General features: G+C 47.0%; 8 protein-coding genes and 4 tRNA genes. 4 read left to right on the top strand and 8 right to left on the bottom strand.

Translation table 11 applies throughout. The annotated features are described in order from the left end of the window. Positions 1–35: 35 nt before the first annotated feature. From lon to J4G07_04205, 8 genes are all read right to left on the bottom strand, one after another. Positions 36–2,483 (bottom strand): endopeptidase La, encoded by a 2,448-nt coding sequence (gene lon, locus J4G07_04240; protein MCE2413188.1) that lies wholly within the window; start codon positions 2,481–2,483, stop codon positions 36–38. 123 nt (positions 2,484–2,606) lie between these two features. Continuing rightward, on the bottom strand, positions 2,607–4,142 hold the full coding sequence (clpX, locus tag J4G07_04235) for an ATP-dependent Clp protease ATP-binding subunit ClpX (protein ID MCE2413187.1): 1,536 nt from the start codon (positions 4,140–4,142) through the stop codon (positions 2,607–2,609). 132 nt (positions 4,143–4,274) lie between these two features. Then, a complete protein-coding gene (locus J4G07_04230) occupies positions 4,275–4,907 on the bottom strand; it encodes an ATP-dependent Clp protease proteolytic subunit (GenBank protein ID MCE2413186.1) in 633 nt (210 codons plus the stop codon). Between the two features lie 118 nt (positions 4,908–5,025). Then, positions 5,026–6,330 (bottom strand): trigger factor, encoded by a 1,305-nt coding sequence (gene tig / locus J4G07_04225; GenBank protein MCE2413185.1) that lies wholly within the window; start codon positions 6,328–6,330, stop codon positions 5,026–5,028. Positions 6,331–6,484: 154 nt separating this feature from the next. Beyond that, positions 6,485–6,557, bottom strand: a tRNA-Lys gene (locus J4G07_04220). A 109-nt stretch (positions 6,558–6,666) separates the two neighbouring features. Further along, a tRNA-Arg gene (locus J4G07_04215) sits at positions 6,667–6,739 on the bottom strand. A gap of 15 nt (positions 6,740–6,754) precedes the next feature. Beyond that, positions 6,755–6,826 (bottom strand) — tRNA-His (locus tag J4G07_04210). A gap of 147 nt (positions 6,827–6,973) precedes the next feature. After that, positions 6,974–7,047, bottom strand: a tRNA-Pro gene (locus J4G07_04205). A 417-nt stretch (positions 7,048–7,464) separates the two neighbouring features. On the opposite strand from J4G07_04205, the gene J4G07_04200 reads away from it, so the two are divergent. The 4 genes from J4G07_04200 (at position 7,465) to J4G07_04185 (ending at position 13,739) form a co-directional block, all read left to right on the top strand. Then, on the top strand, positions 7,465–8,766 hold the full coding sequence (locus tag J4G07_04200) for an ABC transporter permease (protein ID MCE2413184.1): 1,302 nt from the start codon (positions 7,465–7,467) through the stop codon (positions 8,764–8,766). Between the two features lie 284 nt (positions 8,767–9,050). Next, on the top strand, positions 9,051–10,355 hold the full coding sequence (locus tag J4G07_04195) for an ABC transporter permease (protein ID MCE2413183.1): 1,305 nt from the start codon (positions 9,051–9,053) through the stop codon (positions 10,353–10,355). A gap of 12 nt (positions 10,356–10,367) precedes the next feature. Further along, the gene (locus tag J4G07_04190; protein ID MCE2413182.1) at positions 10,368–11,687 is read left to right on the top strand and encodes an ABC transporter permease; all 1,320 of its coding nucleotides are present in this window, start codon (positions 10,368–10,370) and stop codon (positions 11,685–11,687) included. A 165-nt stretch (positions 11,688–11,852) separates the two neighbouring features. Further along, positions 11,853–13,739: an HlyD family efflux transporter periplasmic adaptor subunit gene (locus J4G07_04185; GenBank protein ID MCE2413181.1), complete on the top strand. Its 1,887-nt coding sequence runs from the start codon at positions 11,853–11,855 to the stop codon at positions 13,737–13,739. Positions 13,740–13,743 lie beyond the last annotated feature (4 nt).

Here is a 13,743-nt window from a genome sequence, read left to right as displayed (position 1 = left end):
CAAGCATCTCTTTAACCGATAACTGATAACTATTCTTACACTGGTGGTTGGGAGACAACCGGCACTTCTACAGGAACTTCGGGTTCCACGATGGGATCTGTGAGTGCCTGTTCCAGCACCTGTGTCATATCGTTGACTTTGTGAAAACGGATGCCTTCCCGAATTTCGGTCGGGATGTCAGTCTCATCTTTCTCGTTGTCCTCAGGAATAATGATGTCGAAAATACCGTTTCGATAGGCAGCGAGTGCTTTTTCTTTTAAGCCACCAATCGGCAGAACTCTTCCGCGGAGCGTAATCTCTCCGGTCATGGCAACATCTTTGCGAACAGACTTTCCTGTGAGCGCTGAGAGAATCGCTGTGGCGAGGGTGATACCAGCGGACGGACCATCCTTTGGCACTGCGCCTTCCGGAATGTGAATATGGATGTCCTGTTGATCAAACCGATTGTCGGAGAGTCCGAAAGATTCGGCGCGGGAGCGGATGTAAGCGACAGCAGTCTGAACAGACTCACGCATCACTTCCTGAAGTTGACCTGTCATATTCAGTTTGCCTTCTCCCTGCATCGTTGTTGCTTCAACAGAAACAATATCACCGCCGATTTGGGTCCATACCATGCCTGTCGCAACACCGACTTCATTACGTTCTTCAGCTTTCGTGCGCGTCCATTTCGCAGGTCCGAGATAGTCGCTTAAGTTCGCAGGTGTCACTTCAACCTTGAGATCTGGCGTATCTTCCGTGACGATCTCCCTCGCAACCTTTCGCATGACAGTCGTGATTGTGCGTTCAAGGTTTCGCACCCCAGCCTCACGCGTGTACTTGTGAATCATCTCAAAGATGGCTTCGTCGGTGAAAGCGACATTGTTATCTGAAAGCCCATGACGTTCGAGTTGCTTAGGGATAAGACCATTCGGTGTAAAGGTAGTGATGTTATGCTTCTCAAAATCTGTATAACCCGGCAACTCAATGATTTCCATCCGGTCCTGGAGTGCAGGCGGTATCGTAACACGGGTGTTGGCAGTCGTGATAAACATAACATCCGAGAGGTCGAATGCGATATCCATGTAATGATCTCGGAAAGTGGAGTTTTGTTCGGGATCAAGCACTTCCAGGAGAGCAGATGCAGGATCGCCCCGGAAATCCGAGCTGAGTTTATCAATCTCATCAAGCAAGAACAGTGGATTTTTCGACTTGACATCGCGGAGTCCTTGGATGATACGTCCAGGGATTGCACCGATATAAGTGCGTCTGTGTCCGCGAATCTCAGCTTCGTCTCGAACACCACCGAGAGACATTCTGACAAACTTTCTACCTGTGGCGCGGGCAATTGATTTGCCGAGTGAGGTTTTTCCAACCCCGGGAGGACCAACAAGACAGATAATAGGTCCTTTGAGGTGTTTGACGAGTTGTAAAACAGCAAGGTATTCCAACACGTTTTCTTTTGGTTTCTCTAACCCGTAGTGGTCCTCATCAAGTATCCGCTGTGCTTCGGGGAGTTCAAGCTGATCCTCTGTTTTCTCTTTCCACGGTAGCGCAAGTATCCAATCAACATAAGTGCGGATAACGCCAGATTCAGCAGACTGCGGGGGTATCTGTGCCAGCCGATCGAGCTCTTTAAGAGCCTTTTCTTCCGCTTCTTCAGACAAGCCAGCGTTTTTCACCTGTTCTCGGAGCTCATCAACTTCAGCAATATCATCCCTACCCAGTTCTTTCTGGATAACCTTCATCTGTTCCTGAAGGTAGAATTCACGATGCGTCTTCTGGACGGATTCGCGAACCTGATTATGAATGTCATCACGGAGTTCATTCCGTTCCAGTGCTTGGTTCAAAAACTGGATGATGAGTTGTAGACGCTTAATAGGATTCAGTTCGTCCATAACAGCTTGGCGTTCCGATGGCGTGAGATTGAGAATTCCTGCGATAGTATCTGCGAGATGCCCAGGTTCTTCTTGCTCCTTAATGGAGCGTTTGACTTCATCAGAGCTTAAACCTTGAGGTTGTGAACCCCTACTCTGTTCCTGCTGTCGCGTCTTTGCATACTCATTGAAAAGTTTTCTGGCTTCCTTCATGAGAGCCTCGGAGGTGCTCGCTAAGCCTATCTCCTCATGGACGATTTGCACGTCCGCACTCAAAAAGTCATCAGTCTCTGTAAAACGGAGAACTATTGCGCGATGTTCTGCGGCAATAGCGATTCGGATGGTGCCGTCGCCGGGTTCATAAGACTCAATGATATTTGCGACAGCACCAACGGTGTGGAGGTGTTCCGGAGTCACCTCTTCCCCTTCTTCCAGTTCCACTTTTTGGTAGAGAAGGAGTATACGCCTATTTGCGCTGAGGGCAGTATGGGTTGCCTGGACTCCCCTTTGGCGGGCAACATTTAAAAGAGATCTTGTCCTCGGAAAAATCAAAATCGCATCGAAATCCGGGGGCAAATAGATAACGGGTAAACTTACCGTTTCGTATTCTTTCGTTGCTGTCGAATTCATATTTTTTTCCTTTTTTAATTTTACCTTGTGGTGTAGCGACGTGCGTTAGGACTTTAGATATACGGAAGAGACCGTGAACTCCCAAACCCACCTCATCCCTCCGCAAGGAATAATTAAAAACTATTAAGCGGTTTTAAGTGCTTCGGATTTCCTGTAAGCGAGTTCTGGCAGTTCATTCTTACGCACGGTATCTTCGCTAACATGGCACGCTTCAACATCGTCAAGCGAAGGAAGACGATAAAGCGTATCAAGCATAATTCTTTCAAAAACAGCCCTTAACCCACGCGCCCCAGTTTCACGTTCAATTACCTCATCTGCAATGGCGGTTAACGCCTCATCAGACACGTGGAATTGCACGCCTTCATAAGCCAAGAGATGCTGATATTGCCTAATCAAAGCGTTCTTGGGTTCAGTGAGAATGCGAACGAGTGCTGGGGCATCCAGTTCATGAAGCGTTGTGACAACCGGTAGGCGCCCAATTAATTCTGGTATAAAACCGTATTTAATGAGATCCTTTGGTGTTACCTGTGCGAGAATTTCATGAATTTTTGTTTCACGCTTAGGTTGAATAGGCGAACCAAAGCCAATACTCTGTTTTCCAAGTCTATCATTAATGCCCTTTTCCAACCCAATAAAGGTCCCACCACAAATGAACAACACCTTTTTGGTGTTCACCTCGATCATCTCTTGATGCGGGTGCTTCCTGCCGCCGCGCGGTGGAACATTCGCCATTGTTCCTTCAAGAATCTTAAGCAATGCCTGCTGAACACCTTCACCGGAAACATCACGAGTAATTGATGGGTTTTCAGATTTACGTGTGATCTTATCAATTTCATCAATATAAATGATGCCTGTTTCTGCACGGGCGACATCACCATCTGCGGCTTGGACCAACTTCAAGATGATATTTTCGACATCTTCACCCACGTACCCTGCTTCCGTCAACGTCGTTGCATCGGTAATAGCGAATGGCACGTCTAACACCTTAGCGAGGGTTTGCGCGAGGAGCGTTTTTCCCGTGCCGGTTGGACCAATGAGTAAAATGTTGCTCTTGTCTAATTCAACCTCATCAGTTGTATTGCCATGGTGTAAGCGTTTATAATGTGTGTAAACAGCAACAGATAACGTCTTTTTCGCATCTTCCTGACCGACTACATATTCATCAAGCTTTGCTTTAATTTTTTCGGGTGAAGGCGGTGCTGCAAATGGGTCTTGTTCATTTTCTGTTCGAGAGTGTGTTGTGTTTGCAGGATCAGTTTCCATTTGCTCGTGGGCACTACTTCCACGAACCCGTGAAGCTCTACGCTCAGGACCACTGCCAGATCCCTCCTGTTCGCTCGAATCACCGCTTTTAAAGTCCTCTATAGAAAAGTCGAGACTCCCATCGGGTTCACGCGTGAGAATGTCATTACAAACAACGATACACTCGGCAAGACATTTCTCACAGATATTTGCATCAAGTCCGTTAAAAAGTCTTTCGATCTGGGTGTTATCGCGTCTACAAAATGAACAGGAAGCACTATCTACAGTGGACGCTGACAATCGGACAATACATTCAACGCAAATATTTGCTTCTCTGCCCTGAAGGAGTCGGCGGACTTGCGTACTCTCCTGTTGGCAGAATGAACAGAACAAATCACGATGGATGGATTCGGACATAGAAGTTCTCTCCTTTTTTATAGCATTGTCCCGCAAGCGCACACGCGTCTTGCGTCGCAGTCAGGGCGGATTTTTTTCAAAAAATCCTTTCAGTCGTTAGTGAAGAGGACGTACTTCCACCAGAAAATCTCTTTACCGATTGCTGATTGCCGATTGCTGATTGCCGTCTTGCTGTATGGCACGTTGGAAGACGACTTGGTCAACGAGACCGTATTTAAGTGCCTGTTCAGCAGTCATGTAATAGTCACGGTCGGCATCAGTCGCGATCTTCTCAATATCTTGACCCGTATGCGCTGCTAAAATAGAATAAAGTCGGTCGCGTTCCTGCAGAATTTCTTTTGCATGGATGCTAATATCAGAGGCTTGACCCCCGATGCCACTTGCCATCGGTTGGTGAATGAGTGCTTTTGCATGTGGAAGCGCGTAACGCTTCCCGGGTGCTCCCGCAGCGAGAAGAATAGCTCCCATACTATAAGCTCTACCTAAACACCATGTCTGGACATCGGCTTTGATATACTGCATCGTGTCATAGATTGCCAAACCGGCAGAAACGGAACCACCGGGTGTGTTAATATAGAGCACTATGTCTGCATCCGGGTCCTTCCCCTCAAGGAAAAGCATCTGTGCTGTTACAATGTTCGCGATGACATCATCATCAATCGGTGTCCCGATCATGATAATTCGGTCTTCAAGTAGACGAGAATAAATATCGTATGAGCGTTCGCCTCGGCTGGTTTGTTCAACGACGATAGGTACAAGGTTCATATTTTTTAATAGCCATCAGCCGTCAGGTCGGATTTTTTTCAAAAATCCTTTCAGCAGTCAGTAGGAGAGGTTTTCGTTTAAGAATACCTGCTTCTGGCTGATGGCTGACTGCTATTCTTCAGGTAATTATGAGCGATTGCTTGGCAGATGCGCGATTAATCAGGAATTGATAAATTTTTTCGTGTTGTAATTGTCCCCGAAAATCCTCTAATCGATTGCTGGACTTTAGCAGAGAAGCGTATTTTTGAGCGTCTCGATTTTGTTGTTCTGCAGCGCGTCGAATCTCATGTTCTAATTCGTCATCGGATACGAAAATGCCTTCCTTCTCAGCGATTATCTCGAAAATCCATGACTGTTTTGTTTGTTGAATAACATCTCGACGTAACTCATCGGGCAGGGTATCCATGTTAATCCCAGCATCTTCAGGACTTCTGTGCTCATTTGCCAGTTGTTGTTTGACGTTCTGAAGTGTTTGTTGGACATATTGATCGACTAAGGGATCTGGGATGGTAATATCGGTTTTTTCGATGAGTTGCTCCAGCAATTCTCCCTTCTGTTTATCAACATGTAGACTCGTCTCTTCCTCAACAAGATTGTTCCATATCAACCCATAAAGTTGAGAATAGGTTTCATACCCAAGGTCTTTGGCAAACTCGTCATCTAAGGGCGGGAGTTGTTTTTCTGTGATAGCGTGCAGCGTTATTTCGTATTGAGCAGATTTGCCTGCCAGTTCAGCGACACTATGGTCTTGTGGAAATTCAATATCCACATTATTTGTATCCCCGATCTCCATTTCGAGTAACGCCTGCTCAAGTTTTTCGTGTATAGCCCCAACGCCGAGTTCTATATCAACATCTTGTCGTGACTCGGCATCAATTCGATTTCCGTCGAGTGAGCATTCCCAATCTATCCGAACGCAGTCATTCTCTTGGACCGGACGTTCAACATCGAGCGGTTCATAAGTTGCAGATTGCGCTTGCAACCGCGTAATATAAGTATCAACATCTTCACGGGGCACGTTAACTGGATTTTTATCGGTTACGAGTTCATCATAACTCGGAAGGCTGATATTGGGGCGAATGTCTACGGTGGCTGAGAACGTGAAAGGCTCGTTTTCTTTGACTTGTAATTCAGTAAGCGGCGGCGCGAAGGTGGGTTGTGTGAGTGGATTGAGCCGTTCGTTATAGATTGCATCTTCGTAGGCAGGAGCGACAAGATATCGAACAGCTTCGCTGTTGACGTGTTCAGGGAATCGTGATTTGAGGATTGCTATCGGGACACGACCTTTCCGGAAACCCGGAATAGAGACTTGGGTACGTAACGACTCACAAGTTTCCGCCAATGCTGCATTGACATCTTCAGCAGGAATCTCTATGTCCAAACGGATTCTCGTGGTGTCTAACCTTTCAATTTGAACTTTCAAATTTTCTATCCTCACGCCAGGCGTTCAAAGCCCGAATACTTTAAGTCAAAACTCGGGACTTGAACCCTCACGAGGCGTAACCCCAATAGATCCTAAGTCTATCCTGTCTACCAATTCCAGCACCCGCCCGAACACGCTTATGACAGTCTTTCGATGCGCCGTGAAGGAATCGAACCTTCAACCGCCTGATTAAGAGTCAGATGCTCTGCCAATTGAGCTAACGGCGCGTCTGTTTTCGCTCTGAAGCATGGCTCTATTACCATAGACGCTGTAAGTACCACTCGCTAATTGTTTGGGCGCGCTTTCAAAGCGAACACCCCGCATCCAAAAAATATCCGCGTCCGGAGGGATTCGAACCCCCAACTTATAGTTCCGAAGACTATTGCTCTATCCATTGAACTACGGACGCATATTATGTATTAAAGGTGGATGATGGGATTTGAACCCACGCCCACTTGATCCACAGTCAAGTGCTCTACCCCTGAGCTACATCCACCACGCTTCGATTCTTCTCGGAAGTCACACGATCACGATCATTGTGATGGCGTGCTTCCGTATCGAGCCGTCTGAAAAGCACGCCTAGCAGGAGTCGAACCTGCAACCTACGGATTAGAAGTCCGTTGCTCTATCCAATTGAGCTATAGGGGGGCGAGAGGATTCGAACCTCCGACCTTCTGCTCCCAAAGCAGACGCGCTAGCCGGGCTGCGCTACGCCCCGAAATTCCCTGTAATACAAACTTGCCAACAACAAAAATGCTGTTAGCAACTATGCGTACAATATACTTGGAATCACACCTATATTTCTTCTCGGTGTTGTTTAAATTATACACTATCCTCTCGCGTTTGTCAAATTATAATGAAAAATTCTTGTCTTTTTTGACAACCCATTTTGTCTTGATATACGCCTCTCGCTGAAGCACGGAGTCGTGTGAGATAAATTTAGATAAGCATGTGGTATTTTCCTTCGTCAATCCAAAAATTAACAAAAAGGCTAAATTGTTACTTCACCCAAAATAACTGATTAAAATCTTTTTACATGAAACTTGTATAAACCTATTTACGATAATTATGTCAAACACTTCCAATAGACACTTTATTTTGACAACAAACACACAAAAAAGTTCAGGAGGAAACATGCGCTTCATTGAAGGAATATCCATTGGGATCTCCGCGATTCGTTCAAATAAGATGCGCTCGCTGCTGACAATGCTTGGTATTATCATCGGTATCGCAGCCGTGCTGGCTATGATTGCTATCGGTGATGGTGCTAAGCAAATTGTGATAGAAGATGCAAAAAAAATGGGTGGGGCAACCCGAATTACGCTATACCAGACCTCATACAAACGAGAAAATAATAGGTGGGTCCGCATCCGTAGCAATGAATACATGGAATATGAAGACGTATTGGCGATCGAAGCAGAATGTCCATCTGTGAGTTCAGTCACGTCGAGACTTGCGGATTGGCGCGGTGTCCTGTTTCAGGGGCCGGGCGGCACAGAAACGCGTGCCGGCTACAACGGCGTAGACGCTAACTATACAACCGCAATGGATTGGGACATTAAAGAGGGACGCTTCATCACAGACGAAGATGTCCAAAACGCAACAAAAATTTGTGTGCTCGGAGATGAACTCGCAACCGAGTTATTTGGTAATACATCCCCTTTAGGTCAAGAGGTCAAAATCGCAAGAAGGGTTAGTTACCGAGATCAATGGGGAAGGAGAACGAGAAGGCGGTCCACTGAACGTCTCACGGTTGTTGGCACGCTCGTTCCGAGAGGGACAAGTTTCCAGTTTGGATGGAGTTACGACAACCTCGCCTTTATCCCTGTATCAACTGTCCAAGAGCGTTTGACAGGTGACGATGAGGTAGGAAATATTATGGTTTTCGCGAATACTGTTGACGCTGTCCCAAAAGCCATTGAAGAGGTGAGAACCGTCATCAGAAAGCGGCATAATAACCAAGATGACTTTGTCCGAATTCGGGAGATGCGTGCAGGCATGGAGCAGTTACAGAAGATCAGTAAGATGATTAAAATTGCCTTAGGGAGTATCGCTGGGTTCTCACTACTCGTTGGGGGTATCGGCATTATGAATATGATGTTGGTCGCTGTTACTGAGCGGACCCGAGAAATCGGACTCCGGAAGGCACTCGGTGCCAAACCTTTGGATATTCTGGCTCAGTTTCTCATAGAGGCAGTGATAATGTGTGCTGTCGCTGGAGCAATCGGTATCGGCTTGGGCATTTTTGCTGGCGAAGGGATGGCAATGATCGCTGTTAAAATCGCTAAAATTGTTCCCGAATGGCCCTCGGTCGTCTCTATGCAGTGGGTCGTGATTTCGGTGTCATTCTCCGCGGCGGTTGGCATATTCTTTGGCATGTATCCAGCAATCAAAGCTTCCAGTCTCCCGCCAGTTGAAGCACTCCGCAAAGATTAAAAGCAGGACTCTCTAATCGACATCTATTCCCGTAGGCGTGCTTCCCACGCGCGCCTGTCTTCTTTCGATCCAATTATCTGCTAATCCCAAAATCTATAACCAATAAACAATAAACCTATTTCGCTTAACTGCGTCTAATAAGGTAGTTGATTTAATCGAATGAAGCACACCGATTTGGAAATTGTCTTGTAAAAAAATTGCTGCGAAAAAAATCGAACTTTATTCCCCTTTTCTTTGTCTAATGTAATAAGGATAGGAATACTTTAATAATTTGGAGGCATGAAATGCGCATAATTGAAGGGGTATCTGTTGGTGTTTCCGCAATTCGTAGCAATAAACTGCGCTCTTTGTTGACGATGCTCGGTATTATTATTGGGGTTGCCTCGGTACTTGCAATGATAGCCATCGGCGATGGCGCGAAGATGATTGTCCTGCAAGACGCGCAGAAACTCGGTGGCGTGAACCAATTCACGATGTACCGAAGTAGCCATAAGCGGGTCAACAATCGTTGGGTGCCGAATCGGAGCAACGAGTATTTCGAGTACGAAGATGTGTTGGCGATTGAAGCAGAGTGTCCGTCTGTAAAGTTAGTCGTGCCGCGAATTCCAGAATGGCGCGGTGTGCTTGTTCAAGCCGCGGGTGGAGCAGAACACCGGACAGGCTATAACGGCGTAAATGCGTCGTTTTCGGAAGCAATGGATTGGAACATCCAGCAGGGCCGCTTTATTACAAACGAAGATATTGATAATGAGGCGAAAGTTTGTGTGCTTGGTTCTGAAGTGACCGCCGCCCTATTCGGGAATGCGTCTCCTGTAGGAAAAGAGATTAAAATCGGCAAAGGTCCCGGTGGGCGTTTTGATCGGTATGGTAGGAAAGACCAGAAGCGGATAACCGAACGTTTCGTTGTTGTCGGGACAATGGAAACCCGAGGACGCAGCCTGAGATTCGGCTGGAACTTGGATGATATGATGTTCATTCCACTGACCACAGCACAAGAGCGTTTCACGGGTAATGATAGAATTGTGATGCTCTCCGTTCACGCGAATACCGTTGAAGAGATCCCGCAAGCAATTGAAGAGGTGAAAACTGTCCTCCGAAAGACGCATAACGGTCAAGACGATTTCTTCTCAATTTGGGATATGCGGGAGGGTATGGCACAGTTAGACAAAATCAGCAAAGTCATAAAAATCGCCTTAGGAAGTATCGCTGGGTTTTCGCTCCTTGTGGGTGGTATTGGGATTATGAACATGATGCTCGTCGCTGTCACAGAACGCACTCGCGAGATCGGTTTACGAAAGGCGATCGGTGCGAAACGTATGGATATTCTGACACAGTTTTTGATAGAAGCCGTTGCAATGTGTAGTGTAGGCGGTGCCTTGGGTGTTGTATTGGGTTTGTTCGCTGGCGAAGGGATGGCAATGCTCGCCGTCAACATCGTCAAGATCGTTCCCGAATGGCCCTCGGTTATCTCCACGGAATGGATATTGATTTCAGTATCATTTTCAGCGATAATTGGCATCTCTTTTGGGCTGTACCCAGCCATAAAAGCTTCTGCGCTCTCACCAATTGATGCACTTAGGGCTGATTAGGAGGTAAATCGCATGAATTTAATGGAGTGTATTATTTTAGGCATTTCCAGTCTACGGCGGAACCCGCTCCGCTCTGCACTAACGATTTTAGGGATTATCGTCGGTGTCGGTTCTGTTGTCAGTATGGTATCCGTCGGCGACGGATCGAGTGCCATGGTCTTGCGAGAAATTGAAAGGACTGGCGGCACGAAAATGATCGAAATCTATAAAGACGACTGGGACAAACAGTCCGGAACCTTGAGCCGCGCCGCTGGCTCGGCTGTGCGTGGGAAAAGCCGATGGCAGAGGAATCGCGCCGAAGATCTGGAAACCGAAGATGCGTTTGCAATCCTTGAGAGAGCCAGAGGAATCGTCAATGTCGTCGCTGAAGATGATATGCCCGGTTGGACGGTGAATTATAAAGGACGGACAAAAGAATCTCGTATCGTTGCTTCAACTGCGGGATATGATCGTTCGCACAACTGGTACCCGTCAAGCGGTCGGTTTTTTTCAGTGGAAGAAGTAGAAGCGGCGAGTAGCGTCGCTGTTATCGGTTCCAAGGTCGCCGAAGAGGTATTTCTCGACGAAGATCCCGTTGGAAAAGAGATTAAAGCCTCGCGTCAATCATTCCGATGGAGAGGTAGAAGCGGACTTTATGAGGTACGCCTGAAGGTCATCGGTGTCATGGAAGAAAAAGGGGATGCAATGGACACCTCTGGTTGGGATGATCGGTTCATTATCCCGATAACAACGCTGCAACAACGTTTTAAAGGCAGGGACGATGTTGAACGCCTCCGTGTAGAAGCAGTCGACGTGGATACGATTCCGATCGCTATAGCCGATGCCAAACGAATCTTGGGAAGACAACATAACAACACAGGTGAAGAATATAACTATTGGACAGCTACAGAGGAGTTGGCAACTGCCAGAAAAGTGGGTTTAGTCATGAAAGCCCTGATGGGCGGTATCGCCAGCATCGCGCTTATGGTGGCGGGTATCGGTGTGATGAACATCATGCTTGTCTCTGTAACCGACAGGACGAAGGAAATCGGACTCCGTAAAGCACTCGGCGCAACCCGTAACGATATTCTGGCACAGTTTCTGGTTGAAGCATCCGTGCTGACCCTTGGCGGTGGTATTATCGGTGCTATTGCGGGTGTATTCATGGGGCAGGGGACAGCCGCTCTTATTTCCAGGTTCGTCTGGGAAGGAAGCAATTGGCCCTCTGTGATTTCATTCGGAACGATGATTATTGCCTTGATCGTTTCTGTGGCTATTGGTGTTTTCTTCGGGCTTTATCCGGCAAACAAAGCTGCCAAACTTACACCCGTTGAAGCACTCCGTTCCGATTAGTCTATTTGACGATGGTTCTCGGTTCGCAGACTTCGTCTGCTTTCGGTTATCAGTTATCGGTTACAAGAGAGTGTTGATAGACGATGCTCTCTTAACCGACAACCGAAAGGTTTTTCGTAGAAAAACCGCACCGACAACCCACAACTACTACAGGAGGGATTACCCTTGAAGAAAGTGATTATCGCTGCCGCCGTTGTTTTGGTTCTCGTCGTTGCCATTGGTTGGGTCGTACTGGGGCGCGGGAAAAACGGCGCAGATCCATCTCTGGATAAGAGAATTGAGGTCGTTGAACGCGGCGATTTCCAAATGCGTATTAGTGCAACCGGCAACTTGGAACCGCTTATTGACGTAGAGATAAAATCCAACGTTGAAGGCGAGATTATTAATCTCCATGTTAAAAACGGCGATAGGGTCGAAAAAGACCAAGTATTGCTCGAACTCGATCCAGAACTCTATCAAGAAGGAAAAAAACAGGCACAAGCAGATGTAGCAGCTGCCCAAGCACAAGTTAGGCAAGCAGAATTAAACATAGAACTCAAAAATGAACGGCTTGACAGCCAACTCACGCAGGCTGACGCGGATTTGAAAATCGCTGAAGCAAACTTTGAGACCACCAAAGCCACAACTATAACACAGATCAGTCAGGCAGAAACAGATGTCCTGACCACCAAGAACTCGCTCGCTCAGGATAGAATCGCCTTGGATCAAGCCAACATCGCGCTTGAACAAGCAAAAATTACGTTATCTGAAAATGAAGCATCGCTCAGATCTGCCAAGGTTTCCTTGGATAATGCCAAGTCAGAACTCGATCGCAACACGGAGCTTTTTGAAAAAGGATTGGTTTCCAAAAAGGCATTGGAAGACGCACAAGCGCAGCACGCTAATTCAGAAGTCCAACACGAAAATGCCATAACACGGGTGGAATCACAGAAACAAGCGATCACATCGCAAGAGCGAACAATACTAACACGCGAGACTGCTGTCGAAACACGCGAGGCAATATTGGCACAGGAGGAACGGAATCTTCAAAACCTCAAAAACATGCGACAGGAAGCAGAGGAAGAAGCACAACTCCGCGTCGAGAATTCCAGAACTCGATTACAGGAATTGGTGGAGACTTTCGATAATGAGAAATTGTTGACGCAGCAATCCAGAGTGAGTGCTGAAGCAAATAAACTTCGGAGGGAAAGTAATCTAAAAAATGAAGAAGAACGGCTTGATTGGACGACAATTCGGGCACCGATGGCTGGGCTTGTCACACTCCTTGAACTCGAAGAGGGTGAAATTGTAACTTCTGGACGTTCAGCCTTCTCGCAAAGTCCACCCATTATGACGATTGTTGATCCTTCCAAAATGGTCGTCAAAACCTTCATCAACGAAGTTGATATGGAACGCCTTCGTCTTCATCAACGCGCAGAAATCAAGGTAGATGCCTACCAAACAAAAGCATACGATGGAAATGTCTATGAAATTTCACCCAGCGGCGCGGAACAGGATAACATTATCTCATTTGAAGTGATGGTAGAAGTCAATGGTTCTCCAGAGGAACTTCGTCCCGGCATGAGCGCAGATGTCGACATCATTACCTATGAAGAAAAGGGCGTCTTGATGCTACCGATTGATGCTCTTATAAACGAGCCTTCAGCGACCGTCACTGCGCAAGTTGATAATACCAAACCCTATAAGGTAAATCAGCCGATTGAAGTCCAGACGGTCAGTGAGAAAATTTTCAGGGGCACTGTGACAAATGTTGGTTCTAACGATGTCAGCATTAGTCTTGATAGTTCCCAACGTGGTATTCGTCCGGGTCCAACCACGCTATCTCTTTTGGTGAAGGGTAAAAAGCAAGCAGACGGTATACGCGCCACGATTAATGTGTCGAAGGGAAAAGCCGTTATGCTCGATGACGGTAGCGGCAAAGGCAAGCGGACAGAGGTTGAAACCGGCATGCAGAACGAAACACACGTGATTATCAAAAGCGGCCTCAAGGCGAGCGACCGCGTTATTCTGCAGGAACGGAAACCGCCACAGGGTGGTGGATTTGGTAGATAGAGAA

The sequence above is a fragment of the Candidatus Poribacteria bacterium genome, assembly GCA_021295715.1.
Lineage (GTDB): Bacteria > Poribacteria > WGA-4E > WGA-4E > WGA-3G > WGA-3G.
Note: the sequence above shows the minus strand (reverse complement) of the source record. Positions and strands in the feature narration are given on the sequence as shown.

Excerpts from the sequence above, each read along its gene's own strand:
- lon (MCE2413188.1), bottom strand. The coding sequence starts at position 2,483 with ATGAATTCGACAGCAACGAAAGAATACGAAACGGTAAGTTTACCCGTT.
- clpX (MCE2413187.1), bottom strand. The coding sequence starts at position 4,142 with ATGTCCGAATCCATCCATCGTGATTTGTTCTGTTCATTCTGCCAACAG.
- J4G07_04230 (MCE2413186.1), bottom strand. The coding sequence starts at position 4,907 with ATGAACCTTGTACCTATCGTCGTTGAACAAACCAGCCGAGGCGAACGC.
- J4G07_04200 (MCE2413184.1), top strand. The coding sequence starts at position 7,465 with ATGCGCTTCATTGAAGGAATATCCATTGGGATCTCCGCGATTCGTTCA.
- J4G07_04195 (MCE2413183.1), top strand. The coding sequence starts at position 9,051 with ATGCGCATAATTGAAGGGGTATCTGTTGGTGTTTCCGCAATTCGTAGC.
- J4G07_04190 (MCE2413182.1), top strand. The coding sequence starts at position 10,368 with ATGAATTTAATGGAGTGTATTATTTTAGGCATTTCCAGTCTACGGCGG.